Source organism: Rhodococcus sp. IEGM 1307 (genome assembly GCF_030056915.1).
Classification (GTDB): Bacteria; Actinomycetota; Actinomycetes; order Mycobacteriales; family Mycobacteriaceae; genus Rhodococcus_F; species Rhodococcus_F opacus_D.
This window is the reverse complement of sequence record NZ_JASHKW010000016.1, coordinates 194,071-213,830: the sequence shown is the minus strand read 5'-3', so window position 1 is coordinate 213,830 and position 19,760 is coordinate 194,071. Positions and strand designations below refer to the sequence as shown.

Sequence of the window (19,760 nt, the reverse complement as noted above, 5' to 3'; positions counted from 1 at the left end):
GACGCGAAAATGCGTCTGAACGGACGCAAAGAGTGTCAGATCAGATGCTTGTGGCGTCCATACTGGCGCTACTTGTGTTCCATATGGAGCACCTAGAGGTAGCATGTGCGGTGTCCGGGGTTGCTTGCGAGCAAGCACGGGCGTTTGCGCAAGCAAGCAAAGTGGGAAAGAAGGACGCCCGGGTGCGCGCCCGAACGCCCTTCCTCGATTTCCCGCAAGCGGGGGTCTCGGCTCGCTAGAAGAGTCCGAGTCCCGCAACAGCGAGAATCACTTTGGCGATGGCTCCGACGACAGCGCTAGCCGCTTGGACTAGCTGAAAGCGCTCCGTCGGGGTCATTGCCCTTTTTCGAGGGGATTTCATCCCCTCACCTCCTTCCTTCCCCTCGGCCCCCATATGTCGAGGCCGGGTCGATCGGAAGTTGAGGAGGTCTTCGTACAGGGTCACCCCCGCACAGAAGCACAGCTTAGCGGTAGTGGCCGAACATCACTGTCAGCCGAAAACCCAACGCCGCCTGTCATGGTGCGTAACGAACCTGCACTTTATGCGTAACGGTGCGAAGCGATCCTCGTAACGGTGCGCAACACTGCGTCACCGCTCGAATTGCGTGACATTCATCACCTTTGAAAGTTGGCTTGGGTCAATTGTGGGGCTGCTGAACGCTTCACCTGCTCGTTGGGCCGATCGTCCGCACCTTCGTGAGGGGTCGTGGTGCTCGCGTACTGCACGTGGACCATGCGGTGGCTGCCCACGGCCGCAGCTCCGCGCGAGGTCGCCGTCCGGGCATCGACGACTACGACCGCTGTGGGGCCCGCGCTATCCGGTGAGGGTGTCCAACAGTTCGGTGACGAGCAGCGCGGTGTTGATCGAAACCTGGGCGGGATTACCGACGCCTTCTTCGGCTTTGCCGGCCATGTCGGCTCCGGTCGCGGACGCGTTGCCGAACATTTCGGGTAGCCATGCGAGGGCGTGTTCGGTGGTGGTGACGCTGACTGGGTCGGCGAGGAGTCGGCGGAAGGCGTCGGCGAGGTCGTCGGGATCGGAGGCGACGAGCATGCGGTAGATGTCGTGGGCGTCCTTATTCTGCAGGCGCCCGGGGGTGCCGAGGCGTTCGTGGATCTTGTGGATCTTGGCGACCAGGAGCGCGGCGGTCCCGGCGACCCGAACGTCATATCGCCGGTGATCAGCATTGTCGAGGGCGGTGATGGTCATGATGGTGTTGTCGACGACGCAGCCCTCGAGGCCAGTGGCGATCCGCATCGCATTCTTGGCGTGCGGCGGCAGCCGCGGTGAGCGCCCGGTGGGACTGGTCCGGTTGGACAGGGCGGACGGGACCATCAGGTCGACGGGGATACCATCCCGGTTGACCCACGCGCCGGGCTGACCGTTGGTGTTCAGGTAGAACCCGGCACCGGTCATGGCGTCCTGCAGGTGTGGGTCGTCCCGGAGGTTGCGTGGGTTGACGGCGAGGTCGCTGTCCTTCGTCGACTCGGCCAACGCGACGACGGCGGCCCCGCTGCGCAGGTACACCGCCTGCGCGCCGATCACGATCAGCGCGTCACGGTGGTCGTCGAGGGCGTGCAGGGCGTCGAGGAGTGCGCTGCGTGCTTCGGCGAGGAGGTTATCGCCGCCAGGCTGATTCATGTACCTGCATCCATCCTATGAGTTCTTCGCCTTCGGCCGGGTTGCGGCCGGGCCCGGACAGCAGGTCGACGGCGACCTGCTCGATGGCCGCGATCGTGTACCCGTCCTTGGCCTGGGAGGTGTTCTCGAAGACGACAGGGTATTCGGGCTCTCCGAGAATCACGTTCGCCGCTTCCGCGGTGTCGGGGTCGACCGGGTGCAGGCGCCACTTCTTCACCGCCTCGTCCAGATTGTCGGTGTAGATGAACGCGGCCCGCGCCGGCGCGTACGGGGCCCATTCGGCCGCGGCGACGGATCCGGTGACCGCGTACCGGAACCCCGGGTCTTTGTCTTTTGCAAGCTTTTTCAGCAGTGATGGGACACCGCGGGGGTCGATGAACTGATACGTCTGGGTGTTGTCGACGAAACTGTAGTCCCGGCTCCACCGCCGGAGCAGCTGCGGCCAGTCGGTGACCTCGAACCTCTTGTCGGCGGTCCTGGTGACCAGCTCTTCTTCCTGCAGGAGTTCCAGGACCCGGTAGGTGGCACCGGTGGAGACCCCCGCCCGTGCGACGAGTTCGCGCGCCGACCAGGGTCCTTGCTCCCGGGCCAGGGTGCGGATGAGCCTGGCGGCGGGCTCACCCTTGAGCGTCGCCCGGGGCCGGCCCGGACCGCGGAACGGGTCCTGGCTGGCGCCCCGGTCGCGCAGGACCATGGCCGGTCGCCGCGCGGTGACCATCACATTGCCCGTGGCATCGATGTACGACAGGTTCAGCTCACGTAGCAGCTCTTGCAGGGGAGGGGAGATGTAGCGGGCCATCACCATCCCCTGGCCAGGACTGTCGTCGGTGGCATCGCCGAGCCGACGCGCCACCACACTCAAGTCCCGCCGGTTCAGCACGCGCTTGACCTCGACCAGGAAATCAGCGGCCTCACCGCCTGGAGGCGCGATGCGAAGGCGGCCATCCACGTCCGCCGAGGCCGACCGTGACCCTCGTGCCGATTGATCGGTGAACGCCTCGGACCGTACGTCCCAGTCCTGCGGCAACAGGCCCCGCAGCAGCTCGGTGCATTGCCGCAGGATGGCACGCTCGCTCGTGGTCACAGGCATCACATCACCTCCTCTGTTCGGAATATTACAGCATTCCGCTGTGTAGCGGACGGGAATAATTTCACGAACAGGATGGCGGTTCCGCCGTCTACCATTCATGTTCGGGATATAATCTTGTTCCGATGCGCACCGGAACGCTTGCTTTCTGTGCACAATTGGGGGAGATGAGGGCGTTCATGCCGTGCGAGGTGTCGGCGGGCGGCTGGTTCGCCCCGTTCAAGGAGACTCCGAAATATGTTCACTTGAGTCGGAGGAACAGCCGAAGTGACCGGGCGGCTCCACACGCCTACCACCAGTGAGACCACCGACCCATACGAGGTCGGCCAAAGAAAGCGACATAACCACAATGCGCGAAGTGCTCGAAAAGTTCGCCGCATCCGACAAGCAGGCGAAGGTTGGTCTGAAGAACGGGGAGAAGCACTCCGCCAAGGTCAGCAATGTGTCTGACACCGTCGCCACCATCACCTCCAGCGGGGGTCGGCAGGTGTTCATCGACCGGAGTGAGGTCGCCAGCGTCACCGAGTGCACCCAGCGCGCCGAGGTGATCTCTGCGGCTCGGCGGCGCCTCCCAGGGAGGCGGAACTACGGCCCAGGCAACACCTACTGACGGCTGCCGCGTAAGGCCCTCTCCCGACCTTCACTGGGGTCGGGAGAGGGCGGCTCTACCGCGCTCACCCCGATTGTCGACGTCCTGGACTCGGTCGCATCACCACGACCTCACGCTCACGCATCACCACCACCGGCTCGAACACACTCCCCGGACGCGAACGTCGCCGAGCACGTGCGCGATCGTCCTCCCGGGCCTCGTTCACCCAAACCTGCCGCGCCTTGTCCACCGACTTGCGCCGTCGGAGACCGAGGAAGACCAGACCAGTGCCTATCAAGAGAAGGATCGGGCCGAGCGCTGTGAGCACCACGTGCACAGTGCCTTCGGTCGCCCGAGTAACGGGGATCAACGCGTAGGAGGAACCCGTCAGTACCCACCCAATGACATGGAACTTTACGTCCTTGGCCGGATGCTTCCGCTTTGCTGCCAACCTCATCGCCAGCACGAAATTGTCCACCCGCATCACTCGCACCGCGGCCGGCGCATCCTTCCCGACCGCGTCAATTACCTTCGCCTGACGCTCGATCCGCGCTGCCCACCGCACCGCCTCAGACCAGTGCTGGATCACCGAAGGCAGGGACAGCACCAACACTAGCCCCGCGACTACCATCTGGGCCGTCACCACCCAGTTCACGTTCTGCCACCAGTCCATCCCGGAATCGTAGAGTCAGAAATCCCCCATCCAGATATGGAGAGTGGCGCGGAGCGGGACATCCGACGGCCCTACCCACGCCCAACTCGGCGGAGACGGTTGGCATCCTGCTTGCTGCGCCTACTAGTCGTCGAACGTCTGTGTGATGTCCCGGAACGCCAGACGCGTCGCAACGTCAGCATGCGTCACCGCGGCATCAATGTCGAAGCCCTCGCGGTCGGCATGCTGATAGAGCTGATCGGTGATCGTTAGCCAGCGACGCCAGGAGGTTCGGCTGGCTCGAACTCACGAGCGCCTGAACGAAACCCTCCTGTACCTTCGCCGCACTCGACAGATGCGCGACGTACCGGACAGCAGTCAGCTGGAACTCAGCGGTGCCGGCGTCTTCGGGAGGGGGAATAGAGGCGTCGCAAGCATGATCACGCGCATGACCCACGACACGGTCGTACACAGTATTCGTCATCGCCGTATTCAAACTTCACCTGCCGACGGCTGTGGTCAGGCGCACTAGTCCGACTCGGCGGCGGTTAGCAAGTTCACGAACGCGGAGCACGTCACCAACATGTACCGGGCGAGATCCTGATCGATGTCAGGCGCCGTCTCACCCCCGTGCCGCAGCCCGTTCTCGTCGCTTGCCCAGCCGTAGATCTTCTTCCAGCCCTCGATCAACGCAGGGTGTACGTAGGGGCCGTTCTTCTTCATTTCGTCGAGCGCCGCGCCCAGCGTTCCTTTGCCTGTCATCACGACGGCCTTGGACTCCACTGCGGTTACAGATTCCTTGATCGAATTGGCGTAGTCGGGATTCTCGCGATCCGCAAGGTGCTCTAGCGCCTGCCGGAGGTGATAGCGCACAGCCTCGTGATCAGATCCGATCGCGATCTCGATCTCCGACAACTCCGTCGTGTCCGAGATCGGAGCGACCTTGCCGTCGACTACTCGATATGCAGCCTTGACTTTTTCCAGCACGGAGTTAATGGGTGGCGTGAAGTCAGGGAATCGTCCGTCCAGCTCTTCGATCAGGTCGTATACGCGATACCAGGGTTCGTCCTTGATCCACCCCTTTACGATGTCGCCGATGTACGTAGCGCCGGGGTATTCGTCGACGTCCCCCCGAAATAGGTTCGCCCATAGCGGAATGAACGCCTTGTCGATCACCTGCCCATTTGACCGGTTCGGTCTCAGAATTAGGACGTATACAAGGTTCCAAATATCAGTCCGAGCTTCATCATCCAGATCCTCGAGTTGAACCGCACTACGGATGTCGGCATACCCGAACTTCTCAGAGAATCGCATCGCGCAATCATGCTCCTGTAAGAGGATCGTTCGAACTTGGGGTCTTCGGTCTATCTAGATGTCTAGGACCGGCAGAGCCGGTATTTTGAGTCAAGTTCGTTGTTCTCGGGTCGGCTTCGAACGCGTAGCGTGGAACGTGCTTGCTCCACAGCGCACAGACAGCGCACCTGACCTGCCGAAACTCATTTCGCGTCGTGGTCAACATACATAGGCGTAGCGGGTGGTGGCGGTCGGCCATTCTGACCGCGAGTCCCTGCGTAAGCCTGCGCCGAAACCAGAGTCGACACGGCATGCCTTGTCGGGCTGGGGCGCAGCCCCGGTAGTACTACAGTCGCGTTTATTTTGATCTTGTCGGTGTGTCGGCGCAGGTTCCGAGAGTCGCAGGATGCATGGTCCGTGTGTGGGCGATGATGTGTGCGTGGCTGAGGTGCGGGTGTGGGCAGAGGGGCTGGCGGAGATCGATGCCTTGATCGGGCATCGTTTCGCCAGGTCCGAGCCCCGCAAGCATGCGGTGGAATACGTGCAGGGGTTGCTCTCGGGCGAGGCGCGGAAGAATTCGTGGACCCTGTCCGAACGCGCGGGCGATCGGTTGCCGGACGGTATGCAGCGACTGCTCTCGACGGCGGACTGGGATCCCGACGCGGTCCGCGACGACGTACGACCTGACTTGCACAGGTCGATGGGGATTTCCGGCTTCGGCTGGCGTTTGTGCTGATAGTGGATTCGCGGGTCGGGGATATGGGGCACTAATCGGTCGGTAGGATCTCCGGTTGTGGCTGCCTATATCCGCAAGGTTCGGACCGCGTCGGGGGCGACGGCGGTGCAGATCGCCGCGAAGGACGGGGGCCGCCACAAGATCCTTGAGCACCTCGGTTCCGCCCACACCGAGGGCGAGTTGGCGGCACTGTTGCAGGCGGCCCGGGAAAAGCTGCAGGCCGGCCAGCAGGAACTGGAACTCGACCTCGACCTCGGCGGTGGTGGGGAACGCGGATCGGTGATCGCGACGAAACGGTCCCGCTGGCTGATCGAGGCGATCGAGACCGGGTGGCGACGCCTGGGTCTCGATGCTGTCGACGACGACGCGTTCTTCCAGCTGGTCCTCGGCCGGCTCGTCGAGCCGACATCGATGAGCGACACCAGCCGGGTCGTCGCCGAGATCGGCCTGACCCCGGCCCACCGCAACACCTACGCCAACGCATTGAAGCGTTGCGCCACAAACGATTACCGAGATACTGTCGCGAAGAAATGTTTCGAGCATGCCGCCGCGACCGGCGGATTGAACTTGGTGCTCTACGACGTCACCACGCTGTACTTCGAGGCAGAGAAGGAAGACGACCTGCGCAAGGTCGGATATTCGAAGGAACGCAGGGTGGATCCGCAGATCGTGGTAGGCCTGCTCGTCGACCGTACCGGATTCCCCCTCGAGATCGGCTGCTTCGAAGGGAACAAGGCAGAAACCCATACCATCGTCCCGATCGTCCGGCAGTTCCAGGCCCGCCACGACATCGAGGCCGTCGAGATGGTTGTCGCCGCCGACGCAGGCATGCTCTCCGCCGGCAATCTCAAGGACCTCGACGAGGCCGGACTCAAGTTCATCGTCGGGTCCCGCGTCACCAAAGCCCCCGCCGATCTCGCAAACCATTTCCATTGGAACGGAAATACTTTCGCCGACGGACAGATAATCGATACGGTCACTCCCCGGCACGCGAAGAGCACCGTCAACAACGTCAACAAGCGCACCGAACCGGTCTGGGACGCGGCCGGACATCCGAAGTCCTGGCGGGCGGTCTGGCAGTACTCGAAACGACGGGCGGTCCGCGACAATCAGACACTCAACGCCCAGGAGGCCCGGGCCAGGGAGGTCGTCGACGGCGGTACAGCTCCGAAGTCGACGCGGTTCGTCAAGACCACCGCGGGCGGCCGCACCCTCGACACCGCATCTCTCGATCGGGCCCGATCATTGGTCGGGTTGAAGGGCTACGTCACCAACATCCCCGCCACACTGATGGACCCGGGCGAGGTGATCGGCAAGTATCACGACCTTTGGCATGTCGAGCAGTCGTTCCGCATGTCGAAAACCGACCTACGGGCGCGGCCGATGTTCCACCACGCCCGCGACGCGATCGAAGCCCACCTCACGGTCGTGTTCACCGCGCTCGCGGTCGCCCGCTATCTGCAGGCCGAGACCGGAGTCTCGATCGGGCGCATCGTGAAAACCCTGCGCCCGCTGCAAGAATCAGCCTGACCATCGCCGGCCACCCCCACACCGCCGCCGACCCGCTCACCGTCGAACCCGCAGCCATCCTCACCTCGCTGGAACTACCGACACGTTGACCGGGGCACTAAAACTGTGCAAGTCAGGCGGTCCGCGACGACGTACGAGATTACGCGGTCGAGCACCTCGCGGATCCGTCCGGTGTGTTGATCCTCGACGAGACCGGGTTCTTGAAGAAGGGCACCCGCTCGGCCGGGGTGGCCCGCCAGTACTCGGGGACCGCGGGCCGGGTCGAGAACTGCCAGATCGGGGTGTTCTTGACCTATGCCACCCCGGCGGGTCGAACGCTGATCGACCGAGAGTTGTACCTGCCCACAGCCTGGACCGCCGATCGTGACCGGTGCGCGCAGGCCGGGATCCCCGCCGAGCGTAAGTTCGCGACCAAACCCGAGCTGGCGATCGCGATGCTCGAACGCGCCGTCGCCGCCGGTGTGCCGGCACGATGGGTCACCGGAGATGCCGTATACGGGCAGGTGCACCGGCTCCGGGCCCGTTGCGAGGAACTCGGATTGTCCTACGTGCTAGCTACTTCGGTGAACCAACACGTCATCACCGTCGACGGCGCCGAGCTCCGTGCCGACGAGGCGATCGCGGCGTTGCCTGCCCAGGCGTGGCGGACCCGCTCGGCCGGTGACGGCGCGAAAGGCGAGCGACTCTACGACTGGGCGCGCACACCGGTGCGCGGGTTGAACTGGCCGAAGACGGTGTACTGGCTCCTGGCCCGGCGCAGTCGCACCGACCCGGAGGATCTGGCGTACTACCTGTGCCACTGCCCGGCGCGCACCACCCTGACCGAATTGGTCACCGTCGCCGGAACACGTTGGGCGATAGAGGAAACCTTCCAGACCGCGAAGGGCCAGACGGGCCTCGACCACTACCAGGTTCGGCAGTACGCGGGTTGGTACCGGCACATCACCCTCTCGATGCTCGCGCACACCTTCCTCACCGTCACCCGGTCAAAAAGGGGGCCCGAGAACCCGGCGACGACAGCGAGTTGATCGCACTGAGCGTGCCCGAGATCCGACGGTTGCTCTGCCACCTGATCTGGACGTATCAACCCGATCCCCGCCACGTCCTCGCACGCTCCCGCTGGCGCCGCCGCCATCAACACCGAGCCCGACAATGCCACTACCGAGCCCGAGGACACCTGCCCTAAACGCGACTGTAGTACTACCGGGGCTGCGCCCCAGCCCGACAAGGCATGCCGTGTCGACTCTGGTTTCGGCGCAGGCTTACGCAGGGACTCGCGGTCAGAATGGCCGACCGCCACCACCCGCTACGCCTATGTATGTTGACCACGACGCGAAATGAGTTTCGGCAGGTCAGGTGCGCTGTCTGTGCGCTGTGGAGCAAGCACGTTCCACGCTACGCGTTCGAAGCCGACCCGAGAACAACGAACTTGACTCAAAATACCGGCTCTGCCGGTCCTAGACATCTAGTGCTACTGAAGACCACGACGACTTCGACCGTGCCGCCACCCGATGGTTCGCCACCCCGAACAGGACAGCGTCACGGTCCATTTTTCGAGTCAAGTCCGTGAGCCCCAGCAAGCGGCAGAACACCATGAAGCCGAGGTAATCGATTGCCGCACTGAGGATCGTCCGAGAGGACGGGTGCGAAGCGGCCCCGGGGGGCGCTCGAGTTCTCTACCGCCAGCCGAGCAGGGCATCGCCAGAAAAGTCGATGAGGCGAGCCTGGCGCGACTTGACTGGGAGGCCCAGCCATCTGACGTTGTTCGGTTAGTCGGTGCTCACCTTGACCACGACCTTCCCTTTGTTCTCGCCGGCGAGACTGCGGTTAAGAGTATGTCTCGCATTCTCCAGACCGTCGACCACGGTCTCCGCGGAGCGCAGGGTGCCGGCACTGAGAGCCAGCGATAGCTGTCCAATGATCTCTGCGTAGCGATCCACGTGATCGAAAACGATGAACCCTTGCAAAGTTGCCCTCTGCATGAGCAGCTGACTGACATTACGCAGGCCGCGTTGGGCGTTATCGCCGTTATAGTCGTTGTACTCGGAAACCAGCCCGCAGAGCGTTATTCGTGCCCCGATGTTCAGTCGGCCGAAAACGTGGTCCATGATTTCGCCGCCAACATTTTCGAAGTCCACGTCGATACCATCAGGCGTGGCGTCGTCGAGTTGCTTCTGCCAGTCACCAGCATGTCGGTCAATGCACGCGTCAAACCCCAACTCTTCTACCAGGTATCGACATTTCTCGGCGCCGCCTGCGATACCGACCACACGGGCCCCCCGCCGCTTTGCGAGCTGACCTGCAATAGATCCCACTGCTCCGGCCGCAGCGGATACAAAGAAAGTCTCTCCCGGTCGAGGATCACCGAACTCGACACCGAGGTACGCCGATATTCCGGTGTGGCCCAGGACTCCGACGAACGCGGGGAGGGGGGCCGGTAGCGGATCGGGTAGGACTGTGAATGACATATCTTCACTCGCTGCATCAGCTACGCAATAGTCCTGCCAGCCAGTCAATCCCACAACAAACGAGCCGACAGGAAGATCGTCACGTCGGCTGGCCACGACCTGCCCAACACCGGCCCCGCGCATGACCGCGTCCAATTCGACCGGAGGGATGTAGGAACGCATCGCACTCATCCACACACGATTCGTGGGGTCGACCGACAAGTAGTGCGTCCGAATAAGCGCTTGCCCATCAAGGATCTCGGCAACCGGCTCTTCCAACAATTCCAGGTTATCGGCAGTTACTTCCCCCTCCGGACGACTCCGCAATCGGTAGAGCCGGTTGGTCAAAGTACTCATCACATCTCCTTAAGTGGCGCATAAATGCCCAAAGCGGAATGCCTCTCGAGCCCGCCGGAATGCGGCTTCGCGGGCACCCTGTCCAGTCGATTCTTGGGCCGACCACCCTGAGATTAGACTCACAGTCGTCGATAATCAACACACCGTCCACAAATGCGGCGAAGGCTAGGTGCGCCTGTCGCAGAATCTTGTCGACACACTGTTGACTATAACCGACAGGACGGGCATTCTTTGAGGCTACGGCGGCTGGCGCATCAGTCGTCGCCAGAGCCCACCAAGGAGGCGACTGTGAGTACGCAAGCAGAAAATCGCAAGGTAGTGGATGGTTTTTGGGGCGACCTCGACAGCGGGCCGCCGACCGGGAAAGCGCTGGAGGCTTGGAAAGACTGGTTCGCCGAAGATGCTGTTTGGGAGATGCCGTTCGCCCCTGAGCCGCTTGCGAAAACCGTCCCCGGCCGCCAACTCATCGGCCACTTCATCGACTGGTTCTTCAAGTCCGTGCCCGACCTGAAGATCGACTCGTTGGTTGTGCACGACACGACTGATCCCGAGCTGTTCGTGCTCGAGCTACACGGCGAGGCGACCGTAACGCAGAACGGACACGTGTACGCGAACACCTATTGCACGCACATGCGAATCAGAGGCGGCAAGGTGGTCTTGATTCGCGAGTACTTCGATCCAAATATCGTCGAACAAGCCTTCGGCGTCGAAGTCATTGCCGAGGGTATGTCCCAGGTGATGGCAGCCGCAGGCCTGGAGGTAAGCAAGTGAAGCTCATCCCGGAATTTTCGTACACCGCAGAACTCGCTGCGCCGCAGGTCGTCGGTCCTGGACCATACGGAATGCGGCAGGTCCTCCCCGTTACCGGCGGCACTGTAAAGGGTGATCGACTGAGCGGTACAGCAGCCATCGGCGGCGGTGACTGGCTTCTGGCTGGAGATGACGGATTCGGGCGCCTGGATGTGCGCGCTCAGTTCCATACCGACGACGGTGCCGTCATCTACATGAGCTACCAGGGCCTGGTCGAGGTGACCGAAGCTGCCGCAGCCGCATTGACCGGCGGGGAATCGAGCACGAACTTTGGCGACCACTACTTTGTCACTACTCCGCGCCTCGAGTGCGGGGACGATAGGTACGGCTGGGTCAATCAGACCATCTTCGTGGGACAAGGGCGAATTACACCAGGACCCGTCATCGAGTTTCAGGTCTTCCGCGTAGCCCTGCAGTAGGAGGAACGGGAATACAGTCGGCGGGCCGCACATCGCATGAAATTGGGATGTGCGGCCCGCCGCTTTCGTGCGAAGCCCGCTTTCGTGTGAAGTTGGGAAGTTGGAAAGCGTGGCATCGACCGCCAAAATGAAGCCACGCAGCTCTGAGCGAAACCGGGCCGATGTGATGGCGAAACCGGGCCGATGTGATGAGTGATGACGACGTAGCGAGTTGCTCGACCCAGATCACCTAGCGCAGCAATCTAGACAACCCTTCCGCGAAGCCCGTGATAGCACGCTCTCCCTCGTCCACCACGCCGGCGAGTAGAAAGAAGCTATGCGGCATGCCCGCATACTCGTGTTGGATGACTGCGACGCCCGAAGCTTGCAGTTCAGACGCGTATCGACTGGCATCATCTGACACTGGATCGATCTCTGCGTTGATGATGAGCGCAGGCGGGGCGTTGTTCAGATTCATACTGAACAACGGCGAGACTTCCGGTGACTTTCGAAGCCACACGTTGGGCACGTATTGATCGATACACCATTCGAGTGCGGCACGCGAAAGAAGAGGCGCCGATCCGTATCTGTTTACAGAGTCACTACTCAAGGTCAGATCTAGCACCGGGCACAGAAGTCCCTGCGCCTTGACCGACGCACCGTCTGTACGTGCGTTGAGAGTCGCTGCGGTCGCCGCTGCGAGCATCCCCCCAGAGGAGTCTCCAGCAACCGCCAGTGCTTCGCCGTCAATTCTCAGTTCATCAGAACGATCGGCCACCCAGCAAAACGACTCGATCGCATCGGCGTGAGCGCTCGGATAGGTATTTTCGGGCGCAAGGCGGTACGCCACCGAGATCACGCGGAGAGCGCCCTGGACGCTCAACTCGCGACACAGTCGGTCATGAGAGTCCAGGCTGCCCCTGACGAAACCGCCACCGTGGAAGTACACGACACACGGCGCTGCCCCGGTTGTGCCTTTGGGAGAGTAACTCCGGGCATTGAGGACCCTCCCGCGAAGGGGAATCTCTAAGTCCCTCACGTCGCAATGTGGATTGAGATCACCTGCCAACCCGATCAATTTCTCGCCGACCGCCCTGTACGCGGTGATGGACACTTCCCACGGCTGCGCCGGTGGATTCGTTGACAGGGACGCCAGCAACTCGAGTACCTGAGGGTGCAGATCGCTCATGAATGGCCTGCACGGATCTTCGTCGCGGCACCTATGCGCTTTCGTAGCGGACTCACCAGTCGTCTCCTCCATTGCTGCTGTCAGGGGCGTACGACCGTCGACTAGTCGGGTCGCACGTCGGTGTTCCAACTTTGCACTTAGTGTTGGTCCTCGTCAACGTTGTGTCGATTATGCGCGGACCAGTGGCCTGGCCGCGCGTCGGCCTGCACCCGGATTATCCCTTTGAACTGCAGATTTGTCGAAATCCGACAGAGTGTTGACTCTTATCGACTGTGAGTCTAGTCTCAAAAATGTCCGAGCCGTGACGTCACTCATCACCACGGCAAGCAACGAAAAAGGGGCCCTCATGGTCACGAAGTCCGATGTCGACCAGATTCAGCCGACGACAAACCGAGACGGGGAGAGCTACGTCTCCCACCGCAGCGATGTGCATTTCAACATGACCGGCGACTTCATGACCGGTGTAGATTTCTGGATTCATGCGACCGGTGAAAGCACCAATGGCCAGCTGATCATCATCGAGACCAACTGGGTTCGCGGAACCGAGCCGGTCTGGCACATCCATCACCGCGAAGAGGAAGGCTTCTTCGTGATGGACGGTGAAATCAAGATCCACACCGAAGCCGGGTCCTACAATGCTGGCGCGGGTCAATTCGTCTGGGGGCGCAAGGATCAGCGGCATACCTACGAGGTAGTCGGAGAAGAGGCGAGGATCCTCGTGATCTTCGTTCCGGGCCCCGACAGCAGCGGATTCGAGCCCGGCGGCGGCATCGACAAGTACTTCTACGAAGCGCGCGATCGCGAATTGCGCACTCCGGAGCAGCTAGCCGCAGAGGTGGAGAATCTCAAGACGAACTATGGCTTGGAGATGTTCCCCGAGTTGCCGCACCCCCGGGACGCCAAAGCTTAAGCGGCCCACAACATCAACTCGCCTCTTCGTGACTATGGAGTTTCTGTGATTACAAACGATGTCCATCTTGCAACGGTGCCGCACTGGATCGCTGGCACCTCCTCCAGCTCGACGAACGGGCGGAGGTCGGAGGTTGTCGATCCAGCCACGGGTCACGTACTGAGGCTTGTTGAGCTGGGCGACGCTGCTGTCGTCGACACGGCTGTAACCAGCGCCCGAAGCGCTGCGGGGGCCTGGGCTTCGACCCCGGCCCCCGTCCGCGCGACCACTCTCCACCGCTTCCGCGCCCTGATGCTCGAGCACAGTGACGAGCTTGCATCGATCATCACCTCGGAGCAGGGGAAAACTCTCGCAGACGCGAGAGGGGAGGTCGCCCGTTCTGTGGAAGCTGTCGAAGTTGCGATCTCCGTCGTGCAGCACCTCAAAGGTGAGTACGCAGAACAGGTCTCCAGGGGAGTTGACACATACTCGTTCCGCCAGCCACTCGGAGTGTGTGCTGGTATCACCCCATTCAACTTCCCCATCATGGTGCCGGTGTCAATGTTCGCGGCCGCGATCGCCTGCGGTAACTCGTTCGTGCTCAAACCAAGCGAGAGAGTGCCATCCGCCTCGGTGCGGCTGGCGCAACTGCTCGCCGAAGCCGAGCTACCCGACGGTGTCTTCAACGTCGTGCACGGTGGCGTTGACACGGTGAACGCGCTGATCGACCACCCGGACGTCGCTGCCATTTCCTTTGTGGGCTCCACCCCGGTTGCGCGTGAGATCTACAGCCGTTCCGCCGCTGCCGGCAAGAAGGTGCAGGCACTGGGTGGAGCGAACAACCATATGGTCGTCATGCCTGACGCCGACCTGGACGCAGCAGCGGACGCACTGGCGTCGGCCGCATACGGCGCCGCCGGTCAGCGATGCATGGCCGTGCCCATCGCGGTAGCGGTCGGGGAAATCGCGGACGAGCTAGTTGCCAAGACCGCGGAGCGGGCCACCGCCTTCCGTACCGGACCGGGGAACGCCGAAGGCACCGACATGGGGCCACTCATCTCAGAGGTCGCCATCGAACGAGTCAGAGGTGCGTTGGAGGCGGCACCTAGCCAAGGCGCAAAAGTCGTTGTAGACGGCCGTGTCACCATAGCGTCCGACGCCGGCTATTTTATCGGCCCCAGCTTGGTCGACAACGTAAGCGTCGACAGCGATCTCTATCAGAACGAGGTGTTCGGACCGATCCTGAGTGTGGTCCGCGTCGATGATCTCGACGAAGCACTGCGCATCGTGAACGCCAGCCCATATGGCAATGGTGCGACCATCTTCACCGCAAGTGGAGTGGCCGGTCGCCGATTCGTTCACAGCGTCCAGGCCGGAAGCGTCGGGATCAACGTTCCCATTCCAGTTCCGATCTCTTGGTTCGGATTCGGAGGTTGGGGCGACTCGCGGTTCGGCGATGACGGGCTCAACTACGATGCATATCGCTTCTACACCAAGTCCAAGGTCGTCACCCAACGTTGGACTGAACCCCGAACGGGCGTGTCCCCTCATTTCGTCGCCGCGAGGCACCAATGACGATGATCGATCTCTCCTCATCCTCGCCTTCCGACGATGCTCGAAAAGACAGCACCCCGCGGCTGGATCATGTGGGGATACTCGTCCGCGATCTCGAGTTGGCCACCACACATTGGCAGAGCAGATTCAACGTCAGCATCGCGCACACTTTCCAGGCACCCTCTCTCGCCATCCGCGCGACGTTTCTCGCGATAGCGTCGGCCAATGTCGAGCTCTACACCATCGACGATCCGGACGTTCTCGATCTCGCGCTGGGCGGAGCCTCGGCAAAGCTCGACCACATCGCGTTGCGGTTCGACGGAAACACGAGCGAACTCGATCTCGCTGGATGCACGATCCGCGGGCCCGGACGACCGGACCCGATCGGAGCTCCTTTCATCATCGCCGACTCAGAGCATGTATGGACCGAGCCACCTGGAATCGACATACTGCTACAGCTCATCACCCCGACGGAAAGCACACCGTAGCGCTGCGAACGTTGCCTCCCGACGGCCTCCACCATTTGTGAATGTGGGGGAGAAACCGGGGCCAGAACTGCACCGCCATTAGGCAAGTCAACGAACACAAGTGGTCACCCGGTACCCGGTACGCCGATCACCGGGAGGCACAACCAATCCGATGCACACTCACAAGAGGAGAGACCAATGGGACGCATGGACGGAAAGGTCGCCCTGGTAACAGGTGCGGCACGTGGAATGGGACGGGCACACGCAATCCGGCTCGCTGAGGAGGGCGCCAATATCCTCGCCATCGACTGTCCGCCGGACACCGGACTCCCGTATCCGACCGGATCATCTGATGACCTCCAGATCACCGTCAAAGAGGTCGAAGCACTGGGACGACGAATCATTGCACACGAGGGAGATGTCCGGAAGCAGTCGTCGCTCGACAAACTGGTTGCTGACGGCGTAAAGGCATTCGGTGGTCTGGACGTTGCGGTCGCCAACGCCGGGATCTGGACCGTACACCCGTTCCACGACATCCCTGAAGACGAATTCACCGCTGTTCTAGACGTCAATATCACCGGGGTGTGGCGCACCTTGAAGGCAGTGTCGCCGGCGATCACGGAACGGGGCGGCGGCTCGATCATCGTGACCTCTTCCGGCAACGGCGTGGAAGGGTCACCCCATTACGCCCACTATGTCGCGTCGAAGCACGGCGTAATAGGGCTGGCGAAAAGCGCTGCGCTCGAGTTTGGTCAGTACGGAATTCGAGTCAATATCTTGCTCCCGGGGCCGACTGATACTCCAGCCCTCGACTGGCAGGGTGGATATGATCTCTGTGCAGGTAAAGGCCCCGGTCAGGGCGTGAAAGAAGACCTCGAAGGCGCGAAGTACTGGTCTGCCCTTCGCGATGTCGGGTTGCTGCCACCACTTGCCATGAGCGAAGCGGTGCTGTGGCTTGCGTCCGACGAGTCTCGTTGGACAACCGGACTCGAGATGCACGTTGACGGTGGCCATATGCTGATGCCGGGACTGAACATGGCAAAGATGGCCGCCGATCAACCACAGTAACAACTCGACCTATCTTCGACTGGAAGAGAACCCACTTCCTGAAGTCCGCATTTTCCATGCGCGACAAAGCTGAATAGAACAAATCGATCGCAGCGAACCGGTTTTTTTTTAACCAGTTCGCTGCGATTGCTCTGAACGACCCGAACTAATCGCTCTTCGAGCGGCCTCTCCATTCCAAACCGAATACCGTTCTAAGCCACACTGTGGTGACCGTCTCCACCATGTCTTCGGTGCGAATTGCATTCTCGCTTCGCATGCTCATAAGTCCCAGGTTCCGTTCGCCCATCCAAATGAGCGCTGCCGCCAGTGAACGAGCCGGTGGTCCATCAAGAGCCACACCCGCAACTCTGTCGCGCTCGATCGCAGCGGCCGCCGCATCGACAAAACGACCCAGTATTTTGTCCCACTGGGCCCCCAAAGTGGGTTCGGCCGCCGCTGCATCACCGACCTCGCGCAGGACGTGTCCATGCCGCTCCCACACGACCATGACCTCCGATACTGCATGCTCGATGGCAGCCTCCGGAGAAATCCCGGGAGGTCGCTCGAAGATCATTGCTGATGCAGTGAACACATCGGCCGTCACACTCGATAGAAGCGCCGAAAGAACCTGCCATTTAGATTCGAAATAAAAATAGAAGGATGAACGCGACAAACCCGCTCGCTTGGCAAGGTCATCAATCGAAACGTTCCGTAACGGCTCGGTGCGCAGAATCTCATATGCGCCCTCGAGGATTGCTTGCTCGCGCCTGTCGCCCTTGAGATTGCGCCTACCAGTCCGGGGTTCGGATCCGTTGAGACCGTTTGAGAACGAAGTCGCCATGCCTACAGAGTAGGCTAGTTCAACCTGCATATGTAGCCGGGGGTGCGGTGTCCGTCCACGATTTGCCATGCTGCATCGCCCGAGATGGTCTCTCGGATTGCACGGCAGTTCGGTAGAACTATCGGGGGCAAATTCCCAGTTCGGTCTTGACCAAGTTGGAATACAGATACCGATTTAATGGTCATGTTGATAGTCAAAGACTGGGGCGGAATTGGTGACTCGGCGTCCATTTCACGACTCGACAATCCATGTGCTTTCCGTGCAAAGTCCTCGGCTCGCGCGAGCGTCGACCATCAACGGCGCAGCGTCAAGTCAGCCCTCGTCCTCATTGCGTAGGCAAGCAACTGGCGAAGTGCCTCGACTGTACGTTGATTATACTCGACACATCGTCTATTGTACGTATGTGAACCACGACGGGCAACGTTCATCGGCACGCTGGCGAGACCCGCTCGCGTAGTAACTCGTAATTCAGGTCGGTACGCTCACTTGCGCGACGCTCTTTCACTTCCCGAAGCGCTGGCGCATCCGTAGCCCTCCTGACGCCACGCCAATCCAGGAGAAGTCGTTTCGATGTCATCAAATCTTGCGAACAATCTTGTCGAGACTGCTCGGCTACTGGGCGATCGACCCGCGATCCGGCTTGATGAAACCACCTTGGATTATGCAGAGTTCCATCGTGCCGCTGCGGCAGTGGCGGGCGACCTGCATTCGCGAGGTATTCGATCCGGCGATCGGGTCGGCATCGTACTGCCGAACGTCCCTGCGTTTCCGGTCATCTTCTACGGGATTCTGATGGCAGGCGCCGTCGCAGTTCCGATCAACCCCATGCTCAAGGAGCGTGAGATCACATATTACTTGGACGATTCTGGGATGGCTCTCATCTATGGCTCGCGGTCTCGCGGGGATCTGGTTGCGAAAGCCGCACTAGCGAAGAAGATTCCCGCGCTGTTGGTCGACGACCGTGGTCCGAGCGACGCTGATCTGACTGGGAACCCGATCGATGAACCTGTGGAGCGTAGCCGTGACGACACCGCAGTTCTTCTCTATACCTCTGGGACGACGGGGAGTCCTAAGGGAGCGGAACTCACCCACGAGAATATGTCGACCAATGCTTCGACGACTGCTGAGACTCTGATTCAGACCGGGTCCAGTGATGTCATCTTGGGGTGCCTGCCACTGTTCCACGTGTTCGGCCTAACCTGTGGGCTGAATGCCGCGGTGAAGTCAGGAGCGCTCCTGACTCTGATCCCCAAGTTTGACGCGGAATCAGCCCTGCGTGTTCTGGTTCGAGATGAGGTTACAGTTCTCGAAGGGGTCCCCACCATGTACTCCGCGATGCTCAACTCTCCCGACGCCGACTCCGTCGAGCTATCCCATCTTCGCTGCTGCATCGTAGGGGGGGCGCCGATGCCTGTCGAGGTTCTCAAGGCATTCGAACAAACATTCGAATGCGAGATTTACGAGGGGTACGGACTTTCTGAAACCGCACCCATCGCTTGTTTCAACCAGCCCGGACACCCACGCAAAGCCGGCACGATCGGGATTCCCGTGCGCGGATGCACGCTGCGACTAGTCGACGACGGCGACAACGAAATTGTCGGATGTGATGAGGCCGGAGAAATCCAAATTCGCGGCGAGAACGTGATGAAGGGATACTGGGCTCGTCCGGCGGCCACCGCGGAGGCCATAAGCGACGGCTGGTTCCGCACAGGAGACATCGCCACACGAGATAGCGATGGCTACTACAGCATCGTTGACCGGAAAAAGGACATCATCATTCGGGGTGGTTACAACGTGTACCCACGCGAAGTGGAAGAGGTTCTGTACGAGCATCCAGCTGTTGCCGAGGCAGCTGTTGTAGGTATCAAACACACCCATCTCGGGGAGCAAATCGGAGCTGCCGTATCGCTCAAACGCGGAGCGCACGTCGAGCCGTCTGAGATAATCGAGTTTGTTCGCGCCAGGCTCGCCGAGTACAAGTACCCCCGGCAGATTTGGTTTGTCCCCAGCCTCCCGAAAGGACCGACCGGCAAAATTCTTCGCAGGCAAGTTGAGCCGCCCGCCGTGGGCTGACCTTCACAGATCCGAACGGGCGGTGAGTTTGCCCGTTAGGACGCTCGCCCTTCACTTGGGGGAAGGTCTCACTGCTCATCTGTGGCCGGTCCATGCCTGAGACGCGCTTGGTCTGCGCAAACTGCACGTTGAAATAACGTCCTACCACCAGCCTCAAGC

General features: G+C 61.3%; 16 protein-coding genes and 2 pseudogenes. 11 read left to right on the top strand and 7 right to left on the bottom strand.

What is annotated here, in order from left to right:
• Positions 1–814 precede the first annotated feature (814 nt).
• On the bottom strand, positions 815–1,642 hold the full coding sequence (locus QM841_RS28320; protein WP_283334599.1) for a hypothetical protein: 828 nt from the start codon (positions 1,640–1,642) through the stop codon (positions 815–817).
• Positions 1,620–2,732: a helix-turn-helix domain-containing protein gene (locus QM841_RS28315; protein WP_283334598.1), complete on the bottom strand. Its 1,113-nt coding sequence runs from the start codon at positions 2,730–2,732 to the stop codon at positions 1,620–1,622. Before QM841_RS28315 ends, QM841_RS28320 begins: the two co-directional genes overlap by 23 nt.
• A 355-nt stretch (positions 2,733–3,087) precedes the next feature.
• On the opposite strand from QM841_RS28315, the gene QM841_RS28310 reads away from it, so the two are divergent.
• Positions 3,088–3,339: a hypothetical protein gene (locus tag QM841_RS28310; RefSeq protein WP_283334597.1), complete on the top strand. Its 252-nt coding sequence runs from the start codon at positions 3,088–3,090 to the stop codon at positions 3,337–3,339.
• A 64-nt stretch (positions 3,340–3,403) separates the two neighbouring features.
• Here the strand turns inward: QM841_RS28310 and QM841_RS28305 are convergent, their stop codons facing one another.
• On the bottom strand, positions 3,404–3,991 hold the full coding sequence (locus QM841_RS28305; protein ID WP_283334596.1) for a hypothetical protein: 588 nt from the start codon (positions 3,989–3,991) through the stop codon (positions 3,404–3,406).
• 507 nt (positions 3,992–4,498) lie between these two features.
• Positions 4,499–5,284: an AbiJ-NTD4 domain-containing protein gene (locus QM841_RS28300; protein ID WP_283334595.1), complete on the bottom strand. Its 786-nt coding sequence runs from the start codon at positions 5,282–5,284 to the stop codon at positions 4,499–4,501.
• Between the two features lie 418 nt (positions 5,285–5,702).
• Here QM841_RS28300 and QM841_RS28295 point away from each other — a divergent pair, with 418 nt between their 5' ends.
• From QM841_RS28295 to QM841_RS28285, 3 genes and pseudogenes are all read left to right on the top strand, one after another.
• On the top strand, positions 5,703–5,999 hold the full coding sequence (locus QM841_RS28295; protein WP_477956521.1) for a transposase: 297 nt from the start codon (positions 5,703–5,705) through the stop codon (positions 5,997–5,999).
• Positions 6,000–6,056: 57 nt separating this feature from the next.
• Positions 6,057–7,618 (top strand): annotated as a pseudogene (locus tag QM841_RS28290) (IS1634 family transposase).
• A gap of 30 nt (positions 7,619–7,648) precedes the next feature.
• Positions 7,649–8,557, top strand: a pseudogene (locus tag QM841_RS28285) (IS701 family transposase); the annotation flags it as partial.
• 741 nt (positions 8,558–9,298) lie between these two features.
• Here the strand turns inward: QM841_RS28285 and QM841_RS28280 are convergent.
• A complete protein-coding gene (locus QM841_RS28280) occupies positions 9,299–10,333 on the bottom strand; it encodes an NADP-dependent oxidoreductase (protein ID WP_206017090.1) in 1,035 nt (344 codons plus the stop codon).
• Positions 10,334–10,621: 288 nt separating this feature from the next.
• Between QM841_RS28280 and QM841_RS28275 the strand changes: the two genes are divergently transcribed.
• On the top strand, positions 10,622–11,104 hold the full coding sequence (locus QM841_RS28275; protein WP_206017091.1) for a nuclear transport factor 2 family protein: 483 nt from the start codon (positions 10,622–10,624) through the stop codon (positions 11,102–11,104).
• On the top strand, positions 11,101–11,562 hold the full coding sequence (locus QM841_RS28270) for a DUF3237 domain-containing protein (protein WP_133988331.1): 462 nt from the start codon (positions 11,101–11,103) through the stop codon (positions 11,560–11,562). Before QM841_RS28275 ends, QM841_RS28270 begins: the two co-directional genes overlap by 4 nt.
• Before the next feature lie 229 nt (positions 11,563–11,791).
• Here the strand turns inward: QM841_RS28270 and QM841_RS28265 are convergent, their stop codons facing one another.
• Positions 11,792–12,730 carry an alpha/beta hydrolase gene (locus QM841_RS28265; RefSeq protein WP_206017092.1) on the bottom strand — a complete coding sequence of 313 codons (939 nt, stop codon included), beginning with the start codon at positions 12,728–12,730 and terminating at the stop codon, positions 11,792–11,794.
• 346 nt (positions 12,731–13,076) lie between these two features.
• Between QM841_RS28265 and QM841_RS28260 the strand changes: the two genes are divergently transcribed.
• The 4 genes from QM841_RS28260 (at position 13,077) to QM841_RS28245 (ending at position 16,708) form a co-directional block, all read left to right on the top strand.
• A complete protein-coding gene (locus tag QM841_RS28260) occupies positions 13,077–13,640 on the top strand; it encodes a cupin domain-containing protein (RefSeq protein ID WP_133988475.1) in 564 nt (187 codons plus the stop codon).
• 48 nt (positions 13,641–13,688) lie between these two features.
• The gene (locus QM841_RS28255) at positions 13,689–15,194 is read left to right on the top strand and encodes a CoA-acylating methylmalonate-semialdehyde dehydrogenase (RefSeq protein WP_133988473.1); all 1,506 of its coding nucleotides are present in this window, start codon (positions 13,689–13,691) and stop codon (positions 15,192–15,194) included.
• The gene (locus QM841_RS28250; protein ID WP_241031889.1) at positions 15,191–15,661 is read left to right on the top strand and encodes a VOC family protein; all 471 of its coding nucleotides are present in this window, start codon (positions 15,191–15,193) and stop codon (positions 15,659–15,661) included. Before QM841_RS28255 ends, QM841_RS28250 begins: the two co-directional genes overlap by 4 nt.
• Positions 15,662–15,838: 177 nt before the next feature.
• Positions 15,839–16,708 carry a mycofactocin-coupled SDR family oxidoreductase gene (locus QM841_RS28245; RefSeq protein ID WP_133988329.1) on the top strand — a complete coding sequence of 290 codons (870 nt, stop codon included), beginning with the start codon at positions 15,839–15,841 and terminating at the stop codon, positions 16,706–16,708.
• A 145-nt stretch (positions 16,709–16,853) separates the two neighbouring features.
• Here QM841_RS28245 and QM841_RS28240 read toward each other — a convergent pair whose 3' ends face one another.
• A complete protein-coding gene (locus tag QM841_RS28240; protein WP_133988328.1) occupies positions 16,854–17,528 on the bottom strand; it encodes a TetR/AcrR family transcriptional regulator in 675 nt (224 codons plus the stop codon).
• Between the two features lie 570 nt (positions 17,529–18,098).
• Between QM841_RS28240 and QM841_RS28235 the strand changes: the two genes are divergently transcribed.
• Positions 18,099–19,601, top strand: coding sequence for a long-chain-fatty-acid--CoA ligase (locus QM841_RS28235; RefSeq protein WP_133988327.1), 1,503 nt, complete (start codon positions 18,099–18,101; stop codon positions 19,599–19,601).
• Positions 19,602–19,760: the final 159 nt, after the last annotated feature.

Bases quoted from the DNA above. Each gene is read 5' to 3' on its own strand.
- QM841_RS28250 (WP_241031889.1), top strand. From the start codon at position 15,191: ATGACGATGATCGATCTCTCCTCATCCTCGCCTTCCGACGATGCTCGA.
- QM841_RS28235 (WP_133988327.1), top strand. From the start codon at position 18,099: ATGTCATCAAATCTTGCGAACAATCTTGTCGAGACTGCTCGGCTACTG.
- QM841_RS28265 (WP_206017092.1), bottom strand. From the start codon at position 12,730: ATGAGCGATCTGCACCCTCAGGTACTCGAGTTGCTGGCGTCCCTGTCA.
- QM841_RS28260 (WP_133988475.1), top strand. From the start codon at position 13,077: ATGGTCACGAAGTCCGATGTCGACCAGATTCAGCCGACGACAAACCGA.
- QM841_RS28300 (WP_283334595.1), bottom strand. From the start codon at position 5,284: ATGCGATTCTCTGAGAAGTTCGGGTATGCCGACATCCGTAGTGCGGTT.
- QM841_RS28240 (WP_133988328.1), bottom strand. From the start codon at position 17,528: ATGGCGACTTCGTTCTCAAACGGTCTCAACGGATCCGAACCCCGGACT.
- QM841_RS28320 (WP_283334599.1), bottom strand. From the start codon at position 1,642: ATGAATCAGCCTGGCGGCGATAACCTCCTCGCCGAAGCACGCAGCGCA.
- QM841_RS28315 (WP_283334598.1), bottom strand. From the start codon at position 2,732: ATGCCTGTGACCACGAGCGAGCGTGCCATCCTGCGGCAATGCACCGAG.
- QM841_RS28245 (WP_133988329.1), top strand. From the start codon at position 15,839: ATGGGACGCATGGACGGAAAGGTCGCCCTGGTAACAGGTGCGGCACGT.
- QM841_RS28305 (WP_283334596.1), bottom strand. From the start codon at position 3,991: ATGGACTGGTGGCAGAACGTGAACTGGGTGGTGACGGCCCAGATGGTA.
- QM841_RS28280 (WP_206017090.1), bottom strand. From the start codon at position 10,333: ATGAGTACTTTGACCAACCGGCTCTACCGATTGCGGAGTCGTCCGGAG.